This window comes from Streptococcus sp. KHUD_018 (assembly GCF_054861215.1).
The window spans coordinates 881,619-906,915 of record NZ_CM142176.1 but is presented as its reverse complement, the minus strand read 5'-3'; the positions used below and the strand labels follow the sequence as shown (position 1 = coordinate 906,915).

The following is a 25,297-nucleotide window of genomic DNA, read 5'->3' as shown; positions in this document are numbered from 1 at the left end:
TTCTTAATCGACATAATCTAGTAAATAGGCATAGCCTTTTTCTTCCATTTGGTCTTTTGGAATAAATCGGATAGAAAGACTATTGATACAGTAGCGCAAGCCACCCTTGTCCTCTGGTCCATCTGTAAAGACATGGCCAAGGTGAGAATCTCCAGCTCGACTTCTCACTTCCATGCGTGTCATATTGTAAGACTTATCTTCCTTGTAGGTGGCAACATCTGGGCTGATGGGTTGGGTGAAGCTAGGCCAGCCACAACCAGACTCAAACTTGTCCTTTGATGAAAAGAGAGGTTCGCCAGTAGCTACATCCACATAGATACCGGATTCAAATTTATCCCAGTAGCGGTTTGAAAAAGCTCGTTCTGTTTGATTTTTCTGGGTAACTGCATACTCCTCAGGTGACAAAGTCTTTTTCAATTCTTCATCACTTGGTTTAGGATATTTGCTGGCATCGATGACGGGATAGGCAGCTTGATTGACATTGATATGACAATAGCCATTTGGATTTTTCTTTAGGTAGTCTTGGTGATAATCCTCAGCCACCACAAAATTCTTCAAGTTTTCCTTTTCAACTGCCAGAGGTTGGTCGTATTTCTTAGCTACCTCATCAAAGACTTGGTTGATTACTTCCAAATCCTTGTCATCTGTGTAATAAACACCGGTACGATACTGGGTCCCCACATCATTTCCTTGTTTATTTTTGCTGGTTGGATTGATAATGCGGAAGTAATGAAGCAGGATTTCCTTAAGGGAAATTTGATTGGCATCATAGGTAACATGGACAGTCTCTGCATGTCCTGTTTGGTTAATCAATTCGTACTTGGTTGTTTCCCCTCTACCATTTGCATAGCCTGAAACGGCATCTGTCACTCCGGGAACGCGTGAGAAGTATTCCTCCACTCCCCAGAAACATCCCCCAGCTAGATAAATTTCGTGCAAGTCTGCGTCTTTACTCACTTCTGTTTTTTTCACTGTTTTTCCTCCTTGGCTAACTGACGCTTTCTCAATTTGCGAGCTATCTGTCTGCCCTGCATTTCGCATCAATAGAAAATAAAAACCGGTTATGGCTAGGAGAATGACCCCTGCCAAGACAAAAAGTTTTACTTTATCATTCATGATCTTTCTCTACCCCATTTCTTTCAATGTCTTTAAAATCATATCCTTATCCATAAAACCTGGTTGCGTTTTGACCAGCTTGCCTTCCTTGTCTATAAAGGCTTGAGTTGGATAAGAACGAACACCATAACTTTCCAAGAGTTTGCCTGATGGATCAATTAGAACTGGAAAATTTTTATAATCTAAGCCCTTGTACCAGTTCTTAAAGTCTGCTTCAGATTGCTCCCCCTTGTGTCCAGGAGACACCACTGTCAAGACCACATAGTCATCACCAGCTTCTTTAGCAATTTCATCCGTATCTGGAAGACTAGCTAGACAGATGGAACACCAAGAAGCCCAGAATTTGAGATAGACTTTCTTGCCCTTGTAATCAGACAAACGATAGGTCTTGCCATCTACACCCATCAATTTAAAATCAGCTACTGCTTGACCCTTGGTGGCAGTTTGCGAGCTAACTTGTTCTGTTTTTGTTTGCTCCTTCATAGTAGACTCGTCTGACATGTTTTTAGCCGAACAGGCTGCCAAGCAACAAATTGAGCCTACTCCAAGGAGACATGTTTGCCATTTTTTCATTTCTTTTTCCTCTCTATTCAAATAATGTAGTCAAAATGGAAGCATTTCCCAAAAGCACCAAGATTCCCATCACGATAATGAGGAAACCACCTACTTTTTTGAGGGTTCCGAGATAAGGATGGAGTTTTCGGAAATGTTTCAAAACATAGCTGGAGGCAAGAGCTAGAGCCAAAAATGGTAGCGCTAAGCCCAGCGTGTAAATCAACATGAGACCAGCACCCTGCCAAGCTCCTGAACCACCTGAAGCCGCCAAGGCCAAAACAGACCCCAGAACCGGCCCCACACATGGCGTCCAAGCAAAACTAAAGGTTAACCCCAGTAAAAATGCCTGACTATAGCCGTTAGCGTTTTGACCCTGTCTCTTTAATTGTAGCCTTCTTTCCTTGTAAAGTCCCTGCAAATGTAAGACTTCCATCTGGTGCAAGCCCAAGAGAATGATAACCGCACCCGTCACATACTGAAACCAAGAAGCATAAAGCAAATTGCCTAAAAAACCAGCTCCATAACCCAGTAAGATAAAAACAAAGGAAATCCCCGCTATAAAGGCCAGAGTTCGCACTAAACTAACAAGTGAGATTGAAATTTTTCCGCTAGAAGCCTGAGCATCATTCTTATCATCCAATAAGACTCCTGCATAGACTGGCAACAAGGGTAAAATACAAGGAGAAAAGAAGGAAAGAATTCCAGCAAGAAAAACACTGATAAAAAAGATTACATTGTCCATTGCCTTCCTCCATTCTTTGATTTGATAGGACTATTATAGCTTCAAAACTCCAGGAAAAACAGGGACAATGATAGGGAAAAATAGGAATTTAATCAGTTTATTTAGAAATCTGGCACAAAAAAGTCCCATAAGATTTATAATGAAAAGCGACTAATAACCTCATTAAACTCATCAAACGAAATGCCTTTGGTTTTCGGAACTTTGAGAACTTCAATAAAAGGATTTTCATCGCTCTCAACATCAAAAAAGAAAGGACGAAATTCGTCCTTTCTCGATCTTAGCTGACTTCAACCTACTACAGTTGACAAAGAGCTGATTTTTTCTGTCTAACTTTTTGGGGGCGGTACGAGCTCCCTTCATTTTTAATAAGTTCCTTCTTCACCTTGACTGGTCAGGATAACAGGGCCGTCTTTGGTAATCACGAACTGGTGTTCATATTGGCACGATAGACCACCATCAATGGTCTTATGAGCCCAGCCAGTCTTCATATCTGTATAAATTTCCCAGTCACCAGTATTGATCATGGGTTCAATGGTTAGCACCATTCCTTCACGGAGACGGAGTCCACGGCCTGCAATACCGTAGTTAGGAACCATTGGCTCCTCGTGCATTGTTGGACCAACACCATGACCAACCAAATCACGAACGACACCGTAACCGCGACTTTCAGCGTATTCTTGAATGGCTGCACCAATATCACCGATACGATTGCCGACAACTGCTTGCTCAATTCCTACATACATAGCTTCCTTGGTTACGTCCATAAGGTTTTTCACTTCTTCAGACGGTGTACCAACCGCATAAGCCCAACATGAGTCAGCTAAACCACCAGTATAACTTTGGGTGTATTTTTTCATTTGCTCAACATTGTTGAAGTTGAGTTTAGATACATTAAGGTCGGATTTGGCAATCGGACCACCCAGTACCATGTCAACCTTGAGCAAATCGCCATCTTTCAAGATGTAATGACGTGGAAAAGCGTGAGCTACTTCGTCATTGAGAGAGCAACAAGTGGCATAGGGGTAATCCATGACAGCACCATCCACACCAATCTGTAAGGGAAGGAAATTTTCCTCTTTGCAACGTCGACGAACGTACTCTTCAACTTCCCACATATCCACGCCTGGCTTAATTAAATCACGTAAGCCAATATGGATACTTGCTAGGAAATCACCAGCCTTGTCCATGGCTTCGATTTCACGTGCTGATTTTAAAGTTATCATTTTTTCTCCTAGATTCTAATTGATTTTCACTGTAACATTTGCTTTTGATACAATCTGATGACCATGATAAATATCATAATCAATAATAGCTGAGCGTCTTGTGTGATGAATAATCCGAGCCTGAATTCGCAGAGTATCATCAATCTGAACAGCCTGCAAGAAGTAAATTAGCATCTGCTCAATGATGAGATTGCGTCTGCTATTTGCCACCAAATCCTGTGTCATATGAGTTAAAATTTCAGCAAGAACACCATTTGCCAAAACTCCGTTCTTCTCAAGCATAAAGGGCTCAACTGTAATCACAACTTCGTCGTGATGATAAGACAACTTCTGACCAATTTGCTCTGAAAAAGTCGGCAGGGCTGAAACCTGAGAACGACTCATCTTATCCATGACATCTCGTCTTGTAATCACCCCGAGCAAAGTTTGATTGCTTCTCACGACCGGGACCATCTCAAAGTCTTCTGCGATCATCCGTTGACTGACGTTAGCTATATTCGTTGCCAATCCTGTCAGGAAGAGACTACGAGTCATCACCTTGTCAATCGTTGTGCTAGGTGATTTATCTCCAGCGTCACGCATGGTAACAACTCCGACAACCACTTGGTGTTGGTTAATGACTGGGAAACGACTACTCCTGTTCTTACGTACCAAGTCCAAATAGTCTTTCACTGTGTCCGTTTCTCTCAAAAAGCCATACTCATGGCTAGGACGATAGAGCTTTTCAACTGTTAAAATGTCTGTCTTAATCTGCACATTTGACAAAGCTCTATTGATCATGGTCGCAACTGTAAAGGTATCATGCTTGCTTCGTAAAACAGGGATTCCTTTCTGATTGGCAAGTTCCAGTACATCCTCATGTACATGAAAACCACCCGTCACCAGAACTGCGTTTTCATTTTCCAAGGCTAAAAGTTGAATACGAGTACGGTCTCCAACGATTAACAAACCGCCATCATTCAGATAGGACAAAATATTCTGCTCGGTCATAGCCCCGATTGAAAATTTGCTGAATTCCCTGTCCAAACCTTCTTGACCAGCCAAAACTTCAGATGAGGTTACTTCTGCAATCTCTGCATAGGTCAGTTTTTCAATCGCCACTTTCTGAGATTTGACACGAATGGTTCCACTACGAGGTCGAGTTTCTACAATTCCACGGTTTTCAGCTTCTTTAATGGCACGATAAGCCGTCCCATCACTGACACCCAAGTGATTGGAAATGCTACGAACACTGACACGTTTTCCTATTGGTAACTCTTCCAGGTAACTTAAGATTTCTTGGTGTTTACTCACTGAACTCTCCTTTTACGTATCGAAATTCAAGATAGTCCCTCATTTTTCGTGTATAGCGGTCACTCCCCTTGAATTGGCGAAAGAGACTAAATCCCGATTTTAAGGCAACTTTCTGACTAGCTTGATTCTCCAGATGAGTGATGATGGATAATTGTTTTAAACCAAATTCTTCAAATGAAAGCTGACATAGCTTGATAACTACTTCTGTCATAAAACCTTGAGACCAAGAATCCTTTTTTAAGAAATAACCAATTTCTGCCTCTTTCTTAATTTCATCGATCTTTTCAAATTTAATGGAGCCAATCATTTCTTGATTCTCTTGGCTACAAATTGCCCAAACACCTAGAGGAGCCTTCATAAAATAGTTGGCAAGAGCATATTGACTCTCCTCTAAACTTGCTTGACTGGGAAAAATAAATTGTAGATTTTCAGGATTAGAAGCAATTTCATAAAAAGCTTTGCTGTCACTAAAAAAGAAAGGACGCAAATACAAGCGCTCCGTTTCAAAAAAAGAAAACATTGCTAATTTGGTCCAAATATTCATAATCACCTCAACGGTTTAGTCTTCGACGAGTGTAATATCCGCTCCGAGACCACGTAATTTTTCAATAATATCTGAGTAGCCACGAAGGATAAACTCAATATTTGTAATTTCAGTCTGTCCTTGAGCCATCAGTCCAGCAATCACAAGTGCGGCACCTGCACGAAGATCTGTCGCTTTCACTTTGGCACCATGCAGAACACGTCCACCAGTGTAGAAAATATGGTCATTTGTAGTCGTAATATCCGCATCCATTTTTGCTAACTCAAAGACATGGTTGACACGTTTTTCATAAATGGTATCAATAATAGTACCACGACCTTGAGCTGTCAGCAAAAGTGGTGTGATAGGCTGCTGCAAATCTGTTGCAAACCCAGGATAGGGAGCAGTTTTGATATTGATTGCCTTCAAATCAGATTGTTCTTCAACGAAGATACTATCCTCAGAGACCGTCATACGAACGCCCATTTCCTCCAGTTTGGCGATAAAGCCTTCTAAGTGTTCGTAAAGAACATTGTTAATACGGATTCCTTTACCAATCGCTGCAGCAAGTGAAATATAGGTTCCTGCTTCAATGCGGTCTGGAATGACTTGGTGACGCGTTCCATGAAGTTTCTCAACACCATCAATAATGATAATATCAGTCCCTGCACCACGAATGTGGGCCCCCATGTTATTCAAAAGGGTGGCCACATCGATGATTTCTGGTTCACGAGCCGCATTTTCAATAACAGTCCGTCCCTTAGCCTTAACAGCCGCAATCATGGTATTAATCGTTGCACCAACACTGACGGTATCCATGTAAATACTTGCGCCGTGAAGTCCCTTACCTTGGGCAGATAAATTCATATTATCTCCCTCATAGCTTACCTTGGCTCCCATGGCTTCGAAGGCTTTTAAGTGAAGGTCAATCGGACGAGGTCCCAGATCACATCCACCAGGAAGTCCAACTGTAGCTTCACCAAAGCGACCTAACAGACTTCCATAGAAATAATAAGAAGCACGAAGGCTATTGATCTTGCCATAAGGCATAGGAATGTTTTGAACACCTCTCGTATCAATCTCCAAAACATCATCGTAGCGTTTTACTTTCGCACCCATGATTTCCATAATTTCGACAAGACTAGCAACGTCTGAAATATCTGGGACACAATCCAAAGTGACAACATCATCTGCCAGTATAATAGCAGGGATTAATGCTACAACACTATTCTTAGCACCGCTAATGGTGATCTCACCTTGCAATGGATGTCCACCATTGATGACAATTTTTCTCATGTTATACTCTTTCAAAATTTACTAAAAAGGTCTCTACATTCTATTATACCATAGTTCTCCTATTTTTCCCATTTCTGTTTAATAAAAATCACTCTCTTTTTATCTTCTAAAATAGAAAAAAGACCCATCACACAAGCACAAAAGCTTGGTATGATAGGCTTTTAAAAGTTTAGATTAACGTACTGTACGGATACGCATTGTGTTTGTACGGACAGCCTCTCCAAGCGGTACACCTGCAACGATAATCATATCATCACCAGATTCTACCAAACCTTGTTCTACTGCAATCTTTTCGGCAAGTTCGAACATATCATCAGTGTTTGATGGACGTTCAGTTGTTACTGGGATAACACCCCAGTTCAACATCAATCCACGTTGAGTTAATTCATCGAAAGTGATTGCCAAGATATCAGCATCTGGACGGTATTTAGAAATCAAACGAGCAGTGTGACCTGTCTTAGTAAGAGTAACCACCAACTTGATATTCATAGAGTTTGTCGCATCCTTAACAGCTGAAGCCATAACCTCAGTCTTAGAATTACGTGACAAGTTAACAAACGACAAGCGACCGTATTCTTTCAAAAGGGTTTGAGCATTCTTGTCAATTGTTGCCATTGTACGAACAGATTCAAGTGGGTATTTACCGTTTGCAGACTCACCTGAAAGCATTGTAGCGTCAGTACCGTCGATAACAGCGTTAAATACGTCTGATACTTCTGAACGAGTTGCACGTGGTTTTTCAGTCATTGTTTCAAGCATGTTTGTTGCTGTGATAACAACTTTACCAGCTGCGTTCACTTTAGTGATGATCATTTTTTGGTAAACTGGAACCATTTCGAATGGTACTTCGATACCCATATCACCACGAGCGATCATGATACCGTCAGCAGCTTCGATGATTTCATCCAAGTTATCGATACCTTGTTGGTTTTCGATTTTCGCAAACAATTGAACATGCCCGTTTCCAGTTTCTTCACAGATTGCACGAACTTCATTCACGTCTTTTGCAGTACGTACGAATGAGATCGCGATGAAGTTGATACCTTGTTCAAGACCGAAACGGATATCATCGTTATCACGTTCAGCAAGTGCTGGGAAAGGAATTTTAGTGTTAGGGATGTTTACACCTTTTTGTTTAGCGATAATTCCGTCGTTTTCAACTTCTACTTCAAATTCACGAGTTGCATCGTCTTTTGCAACAACACGAAGACCAAGTTTACCATCGTCAACCAATACTTGGCGACCAACCTCAACATCATCGTAGATGTCAAGAGCACCAGCAACGTTCAAAGCAATCACTTCACGAGTTGATTTGATTCCTTGTTTAGTTGCAACACGGATTTTTTCACCAGTTTTGTATGAGTACTCTTTTGCGTCACCTTCAAACAATTCAGTACGGATTTCTGGTCCTTTTGTATCAAGAAGGAAACCAACTTTTTTACCTGCAAGTTTTTCTGCAAGTTTAACAGTTGCCATACGCTCACCTTGTTCTTGGTGGTCACCGTGTGAGAAGTTGAAACGGAAAGTGTTCGCTCCTGCTTCAATCAATTTCGCAATATTTTGAGCTGAAGCTTCAACGTCAAGTTTTTCTCCCCAGTACCCGTCATCACCGAATTTTTTACCACCACGGATTTCTACCGCAGGACCCAAAGTTGCAACGATTTTTACACGTTTGTTCATGATTTTGTGACTCCTTTATATAATTCGACCTTTATGGTCATGTTACCAAATTAATGAAAGTTGATTAGGACAAGCTCTTGTTCAAGCTAGCGAGTTCAAGATCAGCTTTGTGTGGGTTGTTCACCACAATCTTTCCATCTTCAGTCAAGCTAAACAAAGCTCCTTCTTCTGCTGTACCAAGAATTGGATTTTCAACCATTTTTTCATTACGGATACCAACAGCGACACCACCGATTCCTTGTTTGAGGAGTTTAACAGCGTGTGCACCCAAGCGTGACGCCAAGACGCGGTCACGCGCAGTTGGTGAACCACCACGTTGGATGTGACCAAGTTCAGTTACACGAAGGTCACTAGTGTCTCCAGCTTCTTTTAGTTTTTGACCAAATTCAGCTGCTGACATAACACCTTCCGCCAAAACAATGATGTTGTGTTTCTTACCGTGTTCATAACCAGCTTTGATGCTAGCTACGATTTCTTCCATCTTGAAGCCTTCTTCAGGAATAATGATTTCATCGGCACCAGTAGCAATACCTGCCCAAAGTGCGATATCACCAGCGTTACGTCCCATTACTTCTACAACGAAAGTACGACGGTGGCTTGATGAAGTATCGCGAATCTTATCAATCGCATCCATAGCAGTCGTAACTGCAGTATCAAATCCAATTGTGAAATCAGTACCTACGATATCATTATCAATTGTACCAGGCAGACCGATAGCTGGGAATCCATGCTCAGTCAAGCGCATAGCTCCGTGATAAGAACCGTCACCACCGATTACAACAACACCTTCGATCCCGTGTTTTTTCAACTGCTCAATCCCTTTAAGTTGACCTTCAAGTTGTGCAAACTCAGGGTAACGAGCAGAGTGAAGGAAAGTACCACCACGTGAAATGATGTCTCCAACTGAAGCAGCATCAAGTGGATAGATTTCACCGGCAACCATCCCTGCGTATCCATCATAGATACCAAAGACTTCCATTCCTTCTGAGATTGCTTGACGAACTACTGCACGGATGGCAGCGTTCATACCAGGGGCGTCTCCACCGCTAGTCAAAACAGCAATACGTTTCATTTGGTTTTGCTCCTTTTTCTTTTAACATTCCTATTGATTATACCACATTTCATTTGAAAATTCTTCTATTTTTCGTATTTTTAGCGATAAATCGTTTTCATAGCAATTCCCTCTAATTTTTCCTGTAAAGCAGGGTCTTTTTTTACAAAATGACAGGAGGAAACAATTGTTTTTTCTTCCTCTACATACCTGATAATGACAGGAATAGGGCCTTTATATTGTTCCAAGATATTTGAAATCTCTTTATCGTTGTCGTGATTTTTAACTTGAATCCAGAATCGTTCAGCGACTGCTTCTTTCAAATCTTGTGCAATCATTTGCAGACGGCCATCTCGAGATTGAACTTTACCATTGATATAGTAAAATTTCCCTTCGGATAAAATGGAAGCAAATTTTCTATATTGGTCTGAAAATACAGTTACATCCATCCGAGACTTACTATCATGAACCTGTAGAAAAGCCATACTCTCGCCTTTCTTGGTTCGAATCACTTTAATCTTTTGAACTTCAACTAGGAGAGTGGCTTGAGCTCCCTCGGTTAGATTAGTGATTGGCGTCGTCGGATATAGGGCTTGTTTGGCAAGAGTTTGTAGAGGATGGGCACTGATTCCAACTCCAATCAGTTCCTGCTCCTTATAAAATTTTTCTGCCTCTGTAAAATCATCAGCCTCAGTCCAACTATAGTTTGCATCCGCAAAGAGTCCTCCTAACTCCTCAACAAAAACAAACAAATTGGGCAGATTCACTAGGATTTTCTGGCGATTCTTGTCAAATTCATCAAAAAGCCCCAGTTCAACTAAAGGCGTCAAAAGTGAGAGTTTCTTGTAATTCTTAGGAAGACGTGTGACGAAATCTTCAACACTTGAAAAAGGACGGTTTTCAATGATCCAGTAAGACAAATCTCTCGGTAGTCCCTTAATGGCTTTTAGACCAAGATAGATTTTCTTCTGTGCAATCTTATCATGATAGGGAATAGTGTTGATTGCTAACGGAACTACTTCAAAGCCCATCTGCAATGCATCTACAATGTAATCACTGCTAGAATAATTCAACATGACTTGAAAGAAAATAGCAGGATAGTGCGTCTTGAAATAGGCAAGCTGGAAAGCCAGCGCTGAGTAGGCATAAGCGTGGGATCTGTTAAATCCATAGCCTGCAAACTTTTCCATCACTGCAAAAACTTGGTTGGCTTTTTCTTCTGAATGCCCAAGTTTCATAGCTCCTGTAATAAAATCTTCCTTCATCAAATGCATCTCTTTAGCATTTTTCTTACCCATGGCTCGTCTGAGAATGTCGGCTTTCCCAAGACTGAATCCTCCAAAGCGCTGAGCTACCTGCATGACTTGCTCTTGATAGAGCATAATACCGTAGGTTGAAGAAAGGATGTCTTCCAAGGCAGGATCCAGCACCGTCACCTTTTCTTTGCCGTGCTTTCGAGCGACAAAGTTATCAATATAATCACTAGCACCTGGTCTGTTGAGGGATGTCGTTGCCACCACTTCTTCGAAAACTTGCGGCTTGACTCGTTTCAAGAGTCGAATGGCACCAGGTTGTTCAAATTGGAAAATGCCTTTGGTATTTCCAGCAGCAAAGAGGGCCAGAGTTGGCTTGTCTTCCAGATCAATTTCTTCGATTTTCAGATGAACACCTTCTGACTCAACCAGTAATTCCTGCATTTTTTGTACGAAAGTCAAGTTACGTAAGCCTAGGAAATCCATTTTTAGAAGACCATTAGCTTCAACACCATGAGCATCATACTGGGTGATGAGCATATCCTCACCATATTTTAGAGGAATATAGTCCGTCAAGTCTTGGTCACTCATAACGACTCCGGCTGCATGGATAGAGGTCTGACGTGGATAACCTTCAATCTTTCGAGCAATCTCAAAAGCTTTTTGGTATTCAATCTTGCTATTGATGACCTGTCTAAATTGCAAATTCTTTTCATAGGCCGTCGTTAGCGTATCTCGGAAACTGATTTTTTTCGTAATATTGGTTAATTCATACTCAGGGACACCATAACGTTTGAAAACATCTCGAATTGCCTGTTTTGCTCCAAAGGTCGAATAAGTGACAATCTGCGCCACGTGTTGACTGCCATACCGATCACGAACATAACGAATGAACTCTGGTCTATAAAGGTCAGGAATGTCAATATCAATATCAGGCATAGTGTAGCGCTCACGATTTAAAAAGCGTTCGAAAATCAGGTTCTTTTCAACCGGATCAATCCCTGTGATATCAAGTGAGTAAGCCACCAGGCTACCAACCGCAGAACCACGCCCCATTCCCATATAGTAGCCTTGGGAACGTCCAAAACGCAACAAATCCCAAACAACTAGGAAATAGTCATCAAAGCCCATATCATGAATAACAGCCAACTCTTCATTCAGTCGATTTTGATAGAGAACTGAGGTTAACCCCTTGGCTATCAAGCCTTGTTCAGCCCTCTCTCTAAGTTCTTCTACTGCCGGCCTTTCAGGGTTAAAGCGAGGGAGTTTTAAACTTGGATCAAGTTGGTAGCTTACATTCTCTATCAAACCTTGAAGATTGGCAAGTGCCTGAGGAAAGCGATTTTTAAATCTTGCTTCTAAGTCTGAGGCTGGTAGAAAGATCCCTTGCTGTGAATGCACATCCACTTCTCTCAGACTGACATTATCCTTAATTGCAGATAAGATTTGCAAAACCTGTAGGTCTTCTTTGTCAAAGGAGTTGACCTGATACAGTGGAAGAATGGGTTTCGTAAAGACTTCTTGGTGAGTATCGGGACTAACCCCAATAAAATAATCATGACCTAAATCCAGCTGTTCGATTCCATCAAAATAAGGAACAATAACGGCAACATCCTCAAGGTGGGTGGTGAAGTCAGACCAATTTTTTCGTCCAGTCATTTTTAAAGTGGATAACTTCATCAACTCTTGGTAACCTTTAGTAGACAGAGCTAGAAAACAGAAAGAGAGCGCTTTCTCGTCTATAATCAAGGTCATTTCAAGACCAATTAAAGGTTGGATTCCATATTTTCGAGTCACTTCTAAAAAATGATAAGCCCCATAGAGATTGTCCACATCCATGATAGCAAGGTGAGAATAGCCATACTCTTTAGCTGTTTGTACATATTTTTCAATCGAAACCACACTTTCCATAAAACTGTAAACAGTCTTGGTGTCGAGCTGTGCAATCATTTCTTCTCCCCCTTGCTTTAGATATAGTACTATTATACCATTTTAAAAACTAGAATGAAAAGGTAGAGACCATTCCTTTTAAAGTGACTTCATCACAGGTCAACAATATCTTTTTTACCTTATTTTTGATATAATAAATTCAGTCTGTTTTCAAAGGAGAGAAGCATGCGTTTTAATCAATTTAGCTATCTTCCGACTACTAGTTCTCAACAATTAGATGAACTAGCAAGTCTTGGTCTGGAATTGTCACCTCAACTGCCCTTAAAAAAGCAATTTGAAGACTTCATCCGTTGGAGTTTTTTCACTTATTCTAACACTGATTATGCCTTATCCACTTTGGCCGCGGATAACGAAACAGATCTATTAACTTTTTTCCAATCAGAGCGTAATTTAACTGCTGATGTTTTCTACACGGTAGTTTTTCAACTTTTAGGGTTTAACTATCTTGTTGACTTTGAGGACGCCGAACAATTCCGTAAAGAAACTGGATTTCCTATTGTTTATGGAGATCTCATCGAAAATCTTTATCAGTTACTCAATACACGAACTAAAAAAGGAAATACGCTCATCGACCAACTGGTTAGTGACGGACTCATTTTAGAAGACAATCACTATCACTACTTTAACGGTAAGAGCTTGGCAACCTTCTCTACTCATGATGTCATTCGTGAAGTTGTGTATGTCGAGAGTCGTGTGGATACTGATAAAGACAGTCTCCCTGACTTAGTCAAGGTCAGCATTATTCGCCCGCGTTATGATGGACAGATTCCTTCAGTTATGACTGCCAGCCCTTATCACCAAGGGACCAATGTCAAAGCTAGCGATAAAGCTCTCTACAAAATGGAAGGAGAACTTGAGGTCAAACCTGCCCACACCATTGAGCTTGAGGAGCCTAAGCTGAATTTAGTCGAGCCTCTCGGCCAAGCTGAACTCGTCTCTGAAGCTGAGGAAAAGTTAGCTCATATCAATAGCTCATACACCCTCAATGACTACTTCCTCCCACGAGGATTTGCCAATCTCTATGTATCGGGTGTTGGTACCAGGGATTCCCAAGGTCTCATGACTAATGGGGACTACCAGCAAATTGAAGCATATAAAAACGTGATTGACTGGCTTAATGGTCGTTGCCGTGCTTTCACGGATCACACACGCAAACGGCAAGTCAAGGCTGACTGGTCAAACGGCAAAGTCGCAACAACAGGTATTTCCTATCTAGGGACCATGTCCAATGGACTTGCGACCACTGGTGTTGATGGCTTAGAAGTCATTATCGCTGAAGCAGGTATTTCCTCTTGGTACAACTATTATCGAGAAAATGGTTTGGTGACTAGCCCAGGTGGCTATCCAGGTGAGGATTTTGACTCACTTGCTGAATTGACCTACTCCCGTAATCTCCTAGCTGGTGATTATATTCGTGGTAATGGAGTTCATCAGGCAGACTTAGAGAAGGTAAAAGAACAATTAGATCGCAAGACTGGTGACTACAATCAGTTTTGGCATGACCGCAACTATCTACTCAATGCTCACAATGTTCAAGCTGAGGTCGTCTTTACGCATGGTTCCCAGGATTGGAACGTCAAACCTCTTCATGTTTACCAGATGTTTCATGCCCTTCCAACTCATATCAACAAGCACCTCTTTTTCCATCATGGTGCCCATGTCTATATGAACAACTGGCAGTCAATTGACTTCCGCGAGTCCATGAATGCCTTGTTGAGTAAGAAATTGTTAGGACTCAACTCAAGCTATCAACTCCCTACTGTCATCTGGCAGGACAATACCGAACCGCAAACATGGCAAAGTCTTGATGACTTTGGCAAGCAAGATGAACTGCATACCTTCTCTCTTGGTAATGAGGAAAAAGTGATTCAAAACCAGTATGATCAAAAAGATTTTGATCGTTATGGTAAGACTTACCAGACTTTCAACACAGAACTTTACCAAGGAAAAGCTAATCAGATCGCCATCGACCTTCCAGTAAGTCAAGACATTCACTTAAATGGGCGAGTGGAGCTGAAACTTCATGTCAAATCGAGTACAAACAAGGGCTTATTATCAGCCCAACTGTTAGAACTTGGACAAAAGAAATATCTGCAGCCTTATCCAGCTGTTTTAAGTGCTAGAACCATTGACAACGGCCGTTACCACATGTTAGAAAATCTCTGTGAACTACCATTCAACCCAAGTGCCCAACGTGTCATCACCAAAGGCTACCTTAATTTACAAAATAGAAATGACTTACTGTTAGTAGAGGATATTACTACAGATGAATGGATGGATGTGCAATTAAAACTGCAACCAACTATTTACAAGTTAAAAGAAGGAGATACTCTCCGTTTAGTCCTCTATACAACAGACTTTGAAATCACTGTCCGTGATAATACAGACTATCACTTAACAGTCGATCTCACACAATCCTCCATCACCATTCCCTCATAAAAGGAGTCAGCCTCATATGAATAAATCTGAACATAGACACCAACTCATCCGTGCACTTGTAGCTAAAAATAAGATTCATACACAGGCAGAGTTGCAAGCTTTACTAGCTGAAAACGACATCCAAGTCACACAGGCTACTCTCTCACGCGATATCAAGACTATGAACCTTTCAAAGGTTCGCGAAGCAGATCATTCTTACTATGTTTTAAACACTGGTTCCATCTCCAAATGGGAAAAACGCTTGGAAAACTATATGGAAGATGGCTTGGTCATGCTACGTCCTGTCCAGCATCAGGTTGTGCTCAAAACCTTGCCAGGCCTTGCCCAATCGTTTGGAGCTGTTCTCGATGCTCTCAATTTTAAACAAATCATTGCCACAGTATGTGGTGATGACGTCTGCCTTCTTATCTGTGAAAATGCTGAAGAAGCACAGACTTGCTTTGAAATTCTTAAAAAATTTGCGCCACCATTTTTCTTCAATGACTAAAAAATTCCCCGTGATGAATACAATCACGGGGTTCTGTTTTATCAATGTCGATAGGCTATTTTTCTTCTTTATCAGCCTTCTCATTGCCTTTTTTTTCTCGTGCTAATCTAAGAGCACGTTTGGGATTGAGACGATTAAACAATTCTTCTAGTTTCTTTTCATTCCATACATCTGCTGCAGAAACAAAATTTCCATCTGCATCTCGGAATGATATCGGTTTATCTCCCATATCTGTCTCCTAGTCTACAAATTCAAACTCAAATTTACCGATTCGAACCAAGTCTCCATCCTTAGCTCCACGCGCACGAAGGGCTTCATCTACCCCCATACCACGTAACTGACGAGCAAACTTCATGACAGACTCATCACGGTCAAAGTTAGTCATGTTAAAGAGTTTCATGAGTTTTTCACCAGAAAGCACCCATGTCGCATCATCATCACGACTAATCTCAAAGGCTTTTTCTTCCTCATCAAAGCCATAGTAAGCTTCTTCTTCCATATCGGATTCATCATAAATCGGAAATTCTGGAGTCTTGTCCAACAATTCAGCTGTCGCATCCAAAAGAGTAGCCAAACCTTGCTTAGTCAATCCAGAAATAGGGAAGATAGCTGGAAGTTCCTCGAACTCGTCGTAGTTTGCAGCCAACTTTTCCTTGAAAGTTTTAAGATTTTCCTGACTTTCAGGCATATCCATCTTGTTGGCTACGATGATCTGCGGACGTTCCATGAGACGAAGGTTGTATGATTCCAACTCTTTATTGATAGCAAGGTAATCCTCGTAAGGATCACGTCCTTCGCTAGCTGATATATCGATGACATGGAGGATAACTCGAGTGCGTTCAATATGACGAAGGAACTGAGTCCCCAAGCCGACACCCTGACTAGCTCCTTCAATCAAACCTGGCAGGTCCGCTACGGCAAACGATTCACCTGACTGGGTACGAACCATCCCAAGATTTGGGACAATTGTCGTAAAGTGGTAGGCACCAATCTTTGGTTTGGCTGAAGTGATGACACTAAGCAAAGTTGACTTTCCAACAGATGGGAAACCGACCAAACCGACATCCGCCAAGATCTTTAATTCCAGTTGCAACTCACGTTCTTGACCTGGTTCTCCATTCTCAGAAATCTCAGGTGCGGGATTTTTTGGTGTCGCAAAACGGATGTTTCCTCGACCACCTCGACCACCATGAGCCACGATAAATTCTTGACCATGTTCAATCAAGTCTGTAATGACTTTACCTGTTTCTGCATCACGTACAGTCGTTCCTTGTGGTACGCGAACACGAAGATCTTCTGCACCACGACCGTGCATTCCTTTGGTCATCCCTTTTTCACCAGATTCGGCCTTGAAATGGCGGTTATAGCGGAAATCCATCAAGGTACGCAAACCTTCGTCCACAACGAAAACGACGTTACCTCCACGTCCACCATCACCACCCCAAGGACCGCCATTCGGAACATACTTTTCACGGCGAAAGGCGACCATGCCATCGCCACCATTACCAGCCTTGACTTTGATCTTAGCTGTATCTAAAAACATACTCATATTTTCTTCTCACTTTAAAAAGGACTGGAAAATCCAGTCATTAGTTATTGTTCCTATCTTAGCAACTTGCTTAGAATCTGCTAAAAGCTCCAAGCGCTGTCGCAAAGATACCAGCAAGGGTTACAAACAACATAATTAGCACGACAAAAAGCGTTACTTTTTCAAACATTGTTTTTTTACGTTTTCCATTATCTCCAAAAGCCATCTGGACTCCTTTTTATTTCTCTTTGTTCTATTCTGATTCTCTTTTAATATTCGCTAGAAACAGGTGCAATTACCCATAAAATCAAGTAAGCAAGTACCCCTGCCCCATAACAAAAGGCAAGAACGCCCCAAATCACACGGACAATGGTAGGGTCAATATCAAAATAGTGGGCTACACCTGCGCAAACGCCTCCAATTTTTTGATCCCTACCACTTCTCATAAATTTTTTTGCCATATTTTATTCTCCTATATTTTTACTAATCTCTCCAGTAATCCCGGATGCTAGACAATTGCTTTTTAGAAGCCTTTAATATTCGTTTGGACTCTTTAACTGGAGCTGAAACAGCCTGCTGAGGTAGGTACAAAATAGTTTTTAAGAATCGCTGTGTCATGGGTTCGTCGCCACGTAGTTCCTGCTCAAATTTATTTGAAATCATCGCATCGAGATAAAACTCATGAACTCGTTTCCCAAAATTCTCAGCCGAAATCTCATACAACTTATCAGCCAACTTCTGCTCATCCATATCTGGAGTGGCGATCAAGGCCTCCAAGATTGCACCAGCAAGATCATGCTCTCCATAGTAGAGGGTTCCAAACATGTTGTCACTGACCAGATTATCCAGATAAGGATTGCCATGAGCAATGACAGGCGTTCCACTGGCTAAACTCTCTAGATAAGTTAATCCTTGGGTTTCACTAGTAGAGGCAGAGATGAAGAAATCTGCAGCCTTATAGTATAAGGCTGTCTCACTTGGAGGAATCATACCTGTAAAAATCACATGTTTTTGCAGGTTTAATTTCACTGCTTGCTCTTTCAGACTGTCCAGATAAGGACCGTCACCAGCAACAACCAGCTTCACCTTGTCTTCTTCTTTCAAAACCTGTGCAAAGGCGGCTATGACTGCTTGGATATTCTTCTCATAGGAGATACGAGAAAGACTCAGTAACATTTTCTCGCCTTCCTGAATGCCTAACTTCAAACGAAGTTCTTGTAAGTTTTCCTCTTTGATCTCAGGTCGTTCAAACTTAGCTAGCTCAATTCCAGTTGGGATAACACGCTTTTCAACCTTGACTTTGTACTTAGATAGAAGGTCCCGAACAATCTCACTAGGGCAAATTACGCCATCTACATCATGAAGGAAGCCACGCACCAAATATTTTACCATACTCGGACGAATTAGCATGCCCTTAGCAATGTAATGTACATAGTCTTCATACTGGGTATGGTAGGTATGAATAACTGGAATTTTCAATTCTCGCGCAATCCAAATCCCTAGTAAACCTAGTGAAAACTCTGTTTGTGTATGAATGATATCTAGCTGATACTGTTTGGCAATTTCAAGCGCCTTTGTAAAACCACGATAGGCAAATCGTCGATCTTTAAATGCAAAGAAAGGGACACTCGGAATGCGAATAATTTGCCAATCCTCGTATCGGTTCACGTCTTTATCAGTTGTTGTAAAGATAAAAACTGCATGCCCTTGCTTTTCAAGCTCAGTTTTCAACGTCCGTATACTAGTCGCAACCCCGGAAACCTGAGGGAAATAGGTATCTGTAAATAAACCAATTCGCATAAATTACCTCACTTTTTGCCCAAAGCAGCCTGTTCTCGATAAAATTTTAACCAGATTTCCAACAAATGCTCCTCAGAGTACTCTTTGGAGATCTCGCGAGCTTTTTCTTTCAAGTCTTTCAACTTTTCAGGATGATCTTTGTATTCGAGAATGGCTTCTCTCATCTCTGAAACATCACTTGTAGCACGATAATTCCCTTCAAGGATGACCTTGTATAGATCTAAATCCCTCAACATAATCGGCGCTTCACAACTTGCTGCCTCTAAGATGGTCATAGGGAATAATTCATTGTAACTTGGTAGCAAGAACAGATCTGCCAAAGCATAGAACTCACGCATCCGCTCTGGCGGAACAATACCTGGGAAAATAAGATTTTTAGGTGGATTGTCCATAATCTTCTTATAGCGTTCATAACCATCTGTCATCCCACCAAATGAAAAACCACCTGCCCAGATAAAGGTAATTTCTGGCAATTCCTCAGCAAGACGGATAAAATCATCAATTCCTTTACGTTTCTGAACTTGACCTGCACCGATGACAACAAACTGATCTTCAGCTAAATCCATTTCCTGACGAAGTTTTGCTACTTGGTCAGCTGGCAATGGATGCCATTTTTCTTTATTTACAAAGTTTGGGATGTAAGTTACTTTTTCACGCGGAATTCCAGCAGCCACCAAATCCTCGATAAACATGGGATTGACCACCACCAAGTGTTCCATTCGGTTGTAAAATGAAAAAACATAGCGTTTGATAATTCCCTTTAAGAAAAATGGAATTTTCAAACTTCCCTCAAGCGTATCAGGCAAAAAATGCACATAGCCAATTTTTCTCCCAGAGCGTTTCTTTTGGAAAGTAGATAAATAATAAGGGAAATCAATGGTATGAAAGTGGGTCACATCTGCTTCTACAGGAAGGTTCTCTGTAACAATCAACTGGTCTTTGGCATCTCGATGTAGGAGGCGTACCAATTCACGGTAGGCTCCTGATACTCCCTGACCAGCTACTTTTTCACTTGAACTTAGCATATTAATACGCAATTTTTCGTTTTCCATACCTTTCATTATACCATTTTATTTCCAGAAAATCAGCAAAAGAAAGAAGAGACCAAAGGAAAAAGGATAAAATTACCTTATTTTCCAATCGTCTCTCTCATTTTTTTAGTCTTTATTTAATTCCTAGGGCGATACGCGCGTATCGACTCATTTTTTCAACCGTCCAAGCTGGATACCAGACCAATTTAACTTCGGTATTGGTTACCTCAGGAACATCTGTCATCGCATCGTAAATTTGGTCTGTCAAAAGGTCAGCCAGTGGGCACCCCATGGTTGTCAAGGTCATATCAATTTCAGTGTGACCTGTCTCACCATCAAAACGAATTTCATAAATCAAACCTAGGTTGACAATATCAATCCCCAACTCAGGGTCGATGACTTCTTCCAAGGCATTTAAAATGCGTGTTTTGATCGTTTCAATTTGCTCTTCTGTATAAGCCATGTTATTCCTCACTCTTAGTCTTCAATAAAATCACGAAGGGGTTTGCTACGACTTGGTTGGCGCAATTTTCTCAAAGCCTTGGCCTCGATCTGACGGATACGCTCACGAGTCACGTTAAAGACTTTACCAACATCTTCAAGAGTACGCATTTTCCCATCATCTAACCCGAAGCGCAAGCGCAAGACGTTTTCTTCACGGTCTGTAAGAGTATCCAAGACTTCATCCAACTGCTCACGCAAAACGATACGAGTTGTGTAGTCAACTGGATTTTCAATCACTTCGTCTTCGATAAAGTCCCCAAGATGGCTATCGTCCTCTTCACCAATCGGTGTTTCAAGCGATACAGGCTCTTGAGCGATTTTCAAGATTTCACGGACCTTGTCAGGTGTCATATCCATACGCTCAGCGATTTGTTCAGGTGTTGGATCTTGTCCCAATTCTTGAAGAAGATTACGCTGCTCACGGACTAGCTTGTTAATCGTTTCAACCATGTGAACAGGAATACGGATGGTACGAGCTTGATCAGCGATGGCACGAGTGATTGCCTGACGAATCCACCAAGTTGCATAAGTTGAAAACTTGAATCCTTTTGAATAGTCAAACTTGTCCACTGCCTTCATCAAGCCCATGTTTCCTTCTTGGATCAAGTCAAGAAACTGCATGCCACGCCCTACGTAGCGCTTAGCGATTGAAACCACCAAACGAAGGTTGGCTTCGGCAAGACGTTGTTTGGCTTCGATATCACCAGCCTCAACAGCTAGGGCTAATTCCTTTTCTTCTTCGTTGGTCAAGAGAGGAACAACCCCGATTTCCTTCAAATACATACGGACTGGGTCATTAACCTTGGCAGAAGTTGAGCCAATCAAGTCCTCATCACTGAGTTCTGGTTCTTCTTCTGCACTAAGAACACGCGCACTTGGATTTCCTTCGTTGTCTGTGATGGAAATCCCAGCATCCTGAATCCGTTGCAAAAGGTCTTCAATGCCGTCTGCATCTAGGGTAAAAGGAATAACCAGACTTGAATTGATTTCGTCGTCTGTTGCTGTTCCTGTTTTTTTGTGGTTACGGATAAAGTCTGCCACTTGCACATCAAATGTAGTTACTTCTTTTTGTTTTGTTGCCATTATTACTCCATTCTTCTCTTTTGGGAAATCAATCGTTGCAATTCTTCCAAGGCTGTGTCTGTATCTCCTACATGACTAGCTTCCTGCACTTTCTTTTTAATTCTTAAGTTGTCCTTGCTGAGGAGGGCACGGTTTCGAGTCGCTTCGACTTCCGCTAGCTCTTGAGGCGACATCTCAGCTGGCAAATCCAGACTAAGCACGTGGTACCAAGCATTTTCAACCTCAGGGGTCTGATGAGAAAGCTCCACTGAGCCGATTTCTCCCTGCTCACTTAATAATTCGTAAAGAATCTGAAATTCTGGGGTATCAAAGAAAAAATCCTCTCTTAATCTGTAGTCATTTAGAACAACTGGATTCTCGGCCATCCTATAGAGAAGATGAGCCTCTGCTCTCATGACTGCTGTCAGTTGCCGCGTCACAGGCAAACTAATCGCTGCTGGAGGTTGCTCCTCTTTGACTCTTTCCCGCCTATGAACAATTCGACTTTCATTTACAATCTGCTCAACCTGCTGGTAATCAAAAGAAGGTAGATTATCAGCCAGAATGTGGATATAAGAATTCTGGGCAGTGATAGACTTTTCTTTGGCGATTAGGGGAGCAATCTTTTCAATAAATTCGATTTGCGCCTGCAAATTATCACTATTTTCTGGTTTGAGCTGGTGAATATAGAACTCTATAGGACTAATCCGAGTCTTTGTTAAGAGGTAAGCCAGATCTTCAGCAGAATTCTTTTGCAAATACTCATCTGGGTCCATGGCATCAGGTACTCGAACAACCTCAACTGAGAAGTCTTTTAATTCCTCTAGAGCCTTGGCTGTTGCTGCCTGTCCTGCCTTGTCGCCATCATAGCTGAGAACAATTTTTTTGGTAAAGCGTTTGAGGTGGTCAACATGCTCCTTGCTTAAGGCTGTTCCCATGGAAGCTACAGCATTTTCTATACCAGCACGGTAGGCTGCGATAACATCCATGAAGCCTTCCATCAGATAGAGCTCTGTAATCTTACCTGTTCCCTTTTTTGCCTTGTCCAAATGATACAATTCATAACTCTTGTTAAAAATTGCAGTTGAACGACTATTTTTATACTTAGCAGTCTGACTATCTGTTTCTTGCCAGATACGACCTGAAAAAGCAATAACCTGTCCCTTGTCATTGGTCAAAGGAAAGATGATTCGTCCAAAAAAAGTATCATAAAATTGATTACCATCTGACAGATAAAACAAGCCAGAATCCAATAAATCCTTTTCCTCAAACTTGCCAGATAAACGTTGGTAGAGATAGTTTCTCTCGGCTGGAGCCAGTCCAATCTGGAAGTGCTTCAGAACATCATCTGTCAATCCGCGTTTGTAGAGATAAGCCCTTGCTTCTTCTCCCATCTTGGTCGTCATGAGAATTGCATGGTAAAAACGGGCAGCTTCTTCATGCATATCATATAAAGCTTGATGGGGAGAAGCTTGTTGAGGACGAGACTGGACAGGCATAGCTAGTTGAATACCGACACGCTCTCCTAAGAGCTGAACGGCTTCCATGAAGGACACGCCTTGGTATTCTTCGATGAACTTAAAGACATCTCCTGAGCGCCCACATCCAAAACAGTGATAAAACTGCTTGTCTTCCACAACGTTGAAAGAGGGGGTCTTTTCACCATGAAAAGGACAGAGCCCCAAATAGTTCCGTCCAGCCTTTTGTAAAGAAATCACGTCACCTATGACTTCCACAATGTTGGCATTGTTTTTGATTTCTTCAATGACTTGCTTGTCAACCATACACAATACCTCCATTTTATCATAGTTTCACGTAAACTAGTATAGCTTATTTCTGAAAAAAAGTAAACCATTTCATACGCTTCACATGAGACTATTTCATAAGTTTACAACTATCATGAAAAACTGAATCTTCTGAGCAAATCATTCTAATATTTGAAAGAAAAACAAAAGAAATAAAATCCTATTTCACTTGATCTTCGAGATTATTTTTCAATATTCTGCTAATATACTGACCATCTTTTCTACTAATACAAGCCGTTGCAAAAGTCATAGGTGCTATATAAACTTCTCCTCTATATGATGGGTCGGTCAATACAGGCATAGAATAATAGGCGTTCTTTTTATTTTTAAGGTCAATAAACCATTTACCTCCTAGGTGCTTACGGAAGGTCTCACCGATATAAACAGTCAAATAATCCAACATCTTTCGGTCTGCTATCAAAGCATGGTGGTCATCGTAGTGAGCCAAGATCCAAGCCTCCAAATCATCCAAAGACTGCATGCTATAGTCTAAATGAAGGCCTTGTTCCTCAGCAAACTCCCTAGTAAAATAGTCCATCTTAAATCCAATTTGAAAAATCCATTCTTGAAAATCTTCTTGTGTGTAAGTCATTTTTTACCTCCATAAACAATATGTTTTATTGAATTTTTTTCACTTTGAATGACTTATTATTATCCTAGATATCCTTGATTTTGATATTTTCTTAAAAGTATAGGAAAAATAAGTTTGAGTCGGCTCCATCCTATTCAGAAAAACTTAGTGGCACAATCTCTAAATCCCCAAGATTATCAACCGAGTAACGTTGACTACCATTTTTAAACCAGCGTTCTAGAACGACATCATAGAGCATGAAGTGGGATTTTTCTTTAATCCACGCTTCATCAATCCCATAAGGCTTTAAATACTCTAGTACTTCGTTTGGATTTGTTATCTGAAAATTTGGTAAGCCTTTAGTCGAGCTAAAACTATAGGAACTTTTTAAATGTAGCTCTAAATCAGATTCTTTTCCACTCTTCACTTCTATATTATAACCAATTAACCCGTAAGCTAATGATTGATCAGATTCTGAAATTTCAATAGTTTGTTTGAGCATCTTATCTCTATAATCATAGTCAATAAAAAGATATCTGCCATTAAGTAACGATCGTCTATACTCAATTAGAAATGTTTCTTCAATACCTACATACACTAATATAGTTTCACTCTCAGATAAGCCTGATTCAAGACTCATACCAACTATAATATCCTTATCGCGATATGATTCACCTCCGTCAACGGCTGTACTAAAATCAGCGAGGCCAGGTAAAACACCACTATTTATCTCTGCATAGTTCATTTCTAAAAAAACATTACTTAAAGATTCATGCACTCCTTTATAATAATACTTTTGATAGACACGATATAAACCAAACAAAGTTAGAAAAACTAATAAAATTATGAGTACGATTTTTAAAATTTTTCTATCTACCTTTTTCCTTACTTAAACCTTGGATAAGCTGAAGGTCACTTATAGATTTGTATTCATTATTCTTTGACTGCTTCAATATTCTTAGATTTGAACAATCAAATCTATCAATTCGTTAATTTGCATGAATATCCTTTTAAATCTAGGTTTAGAATTACCATAATATAAAAGTTTTAGAAATCTTCGAAGTGTTTGAACTGCTACTTTTTTAATTTTTAAACCATTCGATAGCTCGAACTGTCAAAAACTCTGAGAATTGACGAATTCTATGTCTAGAATAGCTGATTTTAAATTCTATCTTGAATGGTTCTGAAAAGTTTTTGGTTTACCACTTTAAGAGATGACATTCTATCACTTTCTCAACTCTTTAATCTTAAAGAGTCTAGGAATAATCTTATATTTATACTCCATGCTAATACTTATTATACTATAAAATGAAGCAACTTGGACAAGTGCACCAATTCATCTAATTATGAAACTAAAAAACCTAGAAACATCTGCATGTTTCTAAGTT

General features: G+C 40.8%; 23 protein-coding genes and 1 pseudogene. 3 read left to right on the top strand and 21 right to left on the bottom strand.

Features of this window, described 5'->3' with window-relative positions:
* Positions 1-3: 3 nt before the first annotated feature.
* Genes msrB through ccdA2 form a run of 3 tightly spaced genes read right to left on the bottom strand, consistent with a single transcriptional unit; the run spans position 4 to position 2,413 of the window.
* Positions 4-1,116, bottom strand: coding sequence for a peptide-methionine (R)-S-oxide reductase MsrB (msrB, locus tag ACVBD2_RS04610; RefSeq protein WP_125415158.1), 1,113 nt, complete (start codon positions 1,114-1,116; stop codon positions 4-6).
* A gap of 9 nt (positions 1,117-1,125) precedes the next feature.
* Entirely contained in the window at positions 1,126-1,689 is a 564-nt protein-coding gene (locus tag ACVBD2_RS04605) for a redoxin family protein (RefSeq protein ID WP_125415157.1), read from the bottom strand.
* A gap of 13 nt (positions 1,690-1,702) precedes the next feature.
* Positions 1,703-2,413, bottom strand: a complete 711-nt coding sequence (ccdA2, locus tag ACVBD2_RS04600) for a thiol-disulfide oxidoreductase-associated membrane protein CcdA2 (RefSeq protein WP_125415156.1) — start codon at positions 2,411-2,413, stop codon at positions 1,703-1,705.
* Between the two features lie 143 nt (positions 2,414-2,556).
* On the opposite strand from ccdA2, the pseudogene ACVBD2_RS04595 reads away from it, so the two are divergent.
* Positions 2,557-2,694: pseudogene (locus ACVBD2_RS04595) on the top strand (transposase); the annotation flags it as partial.
* An 81-nt stretch (positions 2,695-2,775) separates the two neighbouring features.
* On the opposite strand, the gene ACVBD2_RS04590 reads toward ACVBD2_RS04595, so the two are convergent.
* From ACVBD2_RS04590 to ACVBD2_RS04560, 7 genes are all read right to left on the bottom strand, one after another.
* Positions 2,776-3,636, bottom strand: a complete 861-nt coding sequence (locus tag ACVBD2_RS04590; RefSeq protein ID WP_461686223.1) for a methionyl aminopeptidase — start codon at positions 3,634-3,636, stop codon at positions 2,776-2,778.
* A gap of 15 nt (positions 3,637-3,651) precedes the next feature.
* Entirely contained in the window at positions 3,652-4,929 is a 1,278-nt protein-coding gene (gene spxR / locus ACVBD2_RS04585; RefSeq protein WP_223327595.1) for a CBS-HotDog domain-containing transcription factor SpxR, read from the bottom strand.
* Positions 4,922-5,473: a GNAT family N-acetyltransferase gene (locus tag ACVBD2_RS04580; protein WP_461686222.1), complete on the bottom strand. Its 552-nt coding sequence runs from the start codon at positions 5,471-5,473 to the stop codon at positions 4,922-4,924. The genes spxR and ACVBD2_RS04580 overlap by 8 nt, the downstream gene beginning before the upstream one ends.
* Positions 5,474-5,488: 15 nt before the next feature.
* Positions 5,489-6,748, bottom strand: coding sequence for a UDP-N-acetylglucosamine 1-carboxyvinyltransferase (locus ACVBD2_RS04575; RefSeq protein WP_461686221.1), 1,260 nt, complete (start codon positions 6,746-6,748; stop codon positions 5,489-5,491).
* Between the two features lie 174 nt (positions 6,749-6,922).
* Positions 6,923-8,428, bottom strand: coding sequence for a pyruvate kinase (gene pyk / locus ACVBD2_RS04570; protein WP_223327592.1), 1,506 nt, complete (start codon positions 8,426-8,428; stop codon positions 6,923-6,925).
* A gap of 64 nt (positions 8,429-8,492) precedes the next feature.
* The gene (gene pfkA, locus ACVBD2_RS04565; RefSeq protein WP_461686220.1) at positions 8,493-9,500 is read right to left on the bottom strand and encodes a 6-phosphofructokinase; all 1,008 of its coding nucleotides are present in this window, start codon (positions 9,498-9,500) and stop codon (positions 8,493-8,495) included.
* An 80-nt stretch (positions 9,501-9,580) separates the two neighbouring features.
* Positions 9,581-12,682 carry a DNA polymerase III subunit alpha gene (locus ACVBD2_RS04560; RefSeq protein WP_461686219.1) on the bottom strand — a complete coding sequence of 1,034 codons (3,102 nt, stop codon included), beginning with the start codon at positions 12,680-12,682 and terminating at the stop codon, positions 9,581-9,583.
* Positions 12,683-12,847: 165 nt separating this feature from the next.
* On the opposite strand from ACVBD2_RS04560, the gene ACVBD2_RS04555 reads away from it, so the two are divergent.
* Both ACVBD2_RS04555 and ACVBD2_RS04550 read left to right on the top strand, forming a co-directional pair.
* Positions 12,848-15,121 (top strand): Xaa-Pro dipeptidyl-peptidase, encoded by a 2,274-nt coding sequence (locus ACVBD2_RS04555; RefSeq protein ID WP_461686218.1) that lies wholly within the window; start codon positions 12,848-12,850, stop codon positions 15,119-15,121.
* Positions 15,122-15,137: 16 nt separating this feature from the next.
* Positions 15,138-15,608 carry an arginine repressor gene (locus tag ACVBD2_RS04550; RefSeq protein WP_001043006.1) on the top strand — a complete coding sequence of 157 codons (471 nt, stop codon included), beginning with the start codon at positions 15,138-15,140 and terminating at the stop codon, positions 15,606-15,608.
* Positions 15,609-15,663: 55 nt separating this feature from the next.
* Here ACVBD2_RS04550 and ACVBD2_RS04545 read toward each other — a convergent pair whose 3' ends face one another.
* The 11 genes from ACVBD2_RS04545 to ACVBD2_RS04495 form a co-directional block, all read right to left on the bottom strand.
* A complete protein-coding gene (locus ACVBD2_RS04545) occupies positions 15,664-15,837 on the bottom strand; it encodes a hypothetical protein (RefSeq protein WP_000502573.1) in 174 nt (57 codons plus the stop codon).
* A gap of 9 nt (positions 15,838-15,846) precedes the next feature.
* The gene (obgE, locus tag ACVBD2_RS04540) at positions 15,847-17,157 is read right to left on the bottom strand and encodes a GTPase ObgE (RefSeq protein ID WP_461686217.1); all 1,311 of its coding nucleotides are present in this window, start codon (positions 17,155-17,157) and stop codon (positions 15,847-15,849) included.
* A 70-nt stretch (positions 17,158-17,227) separates the two neighbouring features.
* Positions 17,228-17,362, bottom strand: a complete 135-nt coding sequence (locus ACVBD2_RS04535; protein ID WP_000863854.1) for a DUF4044 domain-containing protein — start codon at positions 17,360-17,362, stop codon at positions 17,228-17,230.
* 43 nt (positions 17,363-17,405) lie between these two features.
* Positions 17,406-17,597 (bottom strand): PspC domain-containing protein, encoded by a 192-nt coding sequence (locus tag ACVBD2_RS04530; RefSeq protein WP_001074503.1) that lies wholly within the window; start codon positions 17,595-17,597, stop codon positions 17,406-17,408.
* 22 nt (positions 17,598-17,619) lie between these two features.
* Positions 17,620-18,936: a glycosyltransferase family 4 protein gene (locus ACVBD2_RS04525; protein WP_461686216.1), complete on the bottom strand. Its 1,317-nt coding sequence runs from the start codon at positions 18,934-18,936 to the stop codon at positions 17,620-17,622.
* An 8-nt stretch (positions 18,937-18,944) separates the two neighbouring features.
* Entirely contained in the window at positions 18,945-19,988 is a 1,044-nt protein-coding gene (locus tag ACVBD2_RS04520) for a glycosyltransferase family 4 protein (RefSeq protein WP_461686215.1), read from the bottom strand.
* Positions 19,989-20,100: 112 nt separating this feature from the next.
* Positions 20,101-20,430, bottom strand: coding sequence for a metal-sulfur cluster assembly factor (locus tag ACVBD2_RS04515; protein ID WP_461686214.1), 330 nt, complete (start codon positions 20,428-20,430; stop codon positions 20,101-20,103).
* Positions 20,431-20,444: 14 nt separating this feature from the next.
* The gene (rpoD, locus tag ACVBD2_RS04510) at positions 20,445-21,554 is read right to left on the bottom strand and encodes an RNA polymerase sigma factor RpoD (protein ID WP_000201892.1); all 1,110 of its coding nucleotides are present in this window, start codon (positions 21,552-21,554) and stop codon (positions 20,445-20,447) included.
* A 2-nt stretch (positions 21,555-21,556) separates the two neighbouring features.
* Positions 21,557-23,317 (bottom strand): DNA primase, encoded by a 1,761-nt coding sequence (gene dnaG / locus ACVBD2_RS04505; protein WP_461686213.1) that lies wholly within the window; start codon positions 23,315-23,317, stop codon positions 21,557-21,559.
* Positions 23,318-23,498: 181 nt separating this feature from the next.
* A complete protein-coding gene (locus ACVBD2_RS04500) occupies positions 23,499-23,930 on the bottom strand; it encodes a hypothetical protein (protein WP_461686212.1) in 432 nt (143 codons plus the stop codon).
* 130 nt (positions 23,931-24,060) lie between these two features.
* On the bottom strand, positions 24,061-24,732 hold the full coding sequence (locus ACVBD2_RS04495) for a TipC family immunity protein (RefSeq protein WP_461686211.1): 672 nt from the start codon (positions 24,730-24,732) through the stop codon (positions 24,061-24,063).
* Positions 24,733-25,297 lie beyond the last annotated feature (565 nt).

Coding starts and splice junctions, on each gene's coding strand:
- msrB (WP_125415158.1), bottom strand. CDS start 1,116: ATGAATGATAAAGTAAAACTTTTTGTCTTGGCAGGGGTCATTCTCCTA.
- ACVBD2_RS04605 (WP_125415157.1), bottom strand. CDS start 1,689: ATGAAAAAATGGCAAACATGTCTCCTTGGAGTAGGCTCAATTTGTTGC.
- ccdA2 (WP_125415156.1), bottom strand. CDS start 2,413: ATGGACAATGTAATCTTTTTTATCAGTGTTTTTCTTGCTGGAATTCTT.
- ACVBD2_RS04590 (WP_461686223.1), bottom strand. CDS start 3,636: ATGATAACTTTAAAATCAGCACGTGAAATCGAAGCCATGGACAAGGCT.
- ACVBD2_RS04580 (WP_461686222.1), bottom strand. CDS start 5,473: ATGAATATTTGGACCAAATTAGCAATGTTTTCTTTTTTTGAAACGGAG.
- ACVBD2_RS04575 (WP_461686221.1), bottom strand. CDS start 6,748: ATGAGAAAAATTGTCATCAATGGTGGACATCCATTGCAAGGTGAGATC.
- pyk (WP_223327592.1), bottom strand. CDS start 8,428: ATGAACAAACGTGTAAAAATCGTTGCAACTTTGGGTCCTGCGGTAGAA.
- pfkA (WP_461686220.1), bottom strand. CDS start 9,500: ATGAAACGTATTGCTGTTTTGACTAGCGGTGGAGACGCCCCTGGTATG.
- ACVBD2_RS04560 (WP_461686219.1), bottom strand. CDS start 12,682: ATGATTGCACAGCTCGACACCAAGACTGTTTACAGTTTTATGGAAAGT.
- ACVBD2_RS04555 (WP_461686218.1), top strand. CDS start 12,848: ATGCGTTTTAATCAATTTAGCTATCTTCCGACTACTAGTTCTCAACAA.
- ACVBD2_RS04550 (WP_001043006.1), top strand. CDS start 15,138: ATGAATAAATCTGAACATAGACACCAACTCATCCGTGCACTTGTAGCT.
- ACVBD2_RS04545 (WP_000502573.1), bottom strand. CDS start 15,837: ATGGGAGATAAACCGATATCATTCCGAGATGCAGATGGAAATTTTGTT.
- obgE (WP_461686217.1), bottom strand. CDS start 17,157: ATGAGTATGTTTTTAGATACAGCTAAGATCAAAGTCAAGGCTGGTAAT.
- ACVBD2_RS04535 (WP_000863854.1), bottom strand. CDS start 17,362: ATGGCTTTTGGAGATAATGGAAAACGTAAAAAAACAATGTTTGAAAAA.
- ACVBD2_RS04530 (WP_001074503.1), bottom strand. CDS start 17,597: ATGGCAAAAAAATTTATGAGAAGTGGTAGGGATCAAAAAATTGGAGGC.
- ACVBD2_RS04525 (WP_461686216.1), bottom strand. CDS start 18,936: ATGCGAATTGGTTTATTTACAGATACCTATTTCCCTCAGGTTTCCGGG.
- ACVBD2_RS04520 (WP_461686215.1), bottom strand. CDS start 19,988: ATGGAAAACGAAAAATTGCGTATTAATATGCTAAGTTCAAGTGAAAAA.
- ACVBD2_RS04515 (WP_461686214.1), bottom strand. CDS start 20,430: ATGGCTTATACAGAAGAGCAAATTGAAACGATCAAAACACGCATTTTA.
- rpoD (WP_000201892.1), bottom strand. CDS start 21,554: ATGGCAACAAAACAAAAAGAAGTAACTACATTTGATGTGCAAGTGGCA.
- dnaG (WP_461686213.1), bottom strand. CDS start 23,317: ATGGTTGACAAGCAAGTCATTGAAGAAATCAAAAACAATGCCAACATT.
- ACVBD2_RS04500 (WP_461686212.1), bottom strand. CDS start 23,930: ATGACTTACACACAAGAAGATTTTCAAGAATGGATTTTTCAAATTGGA.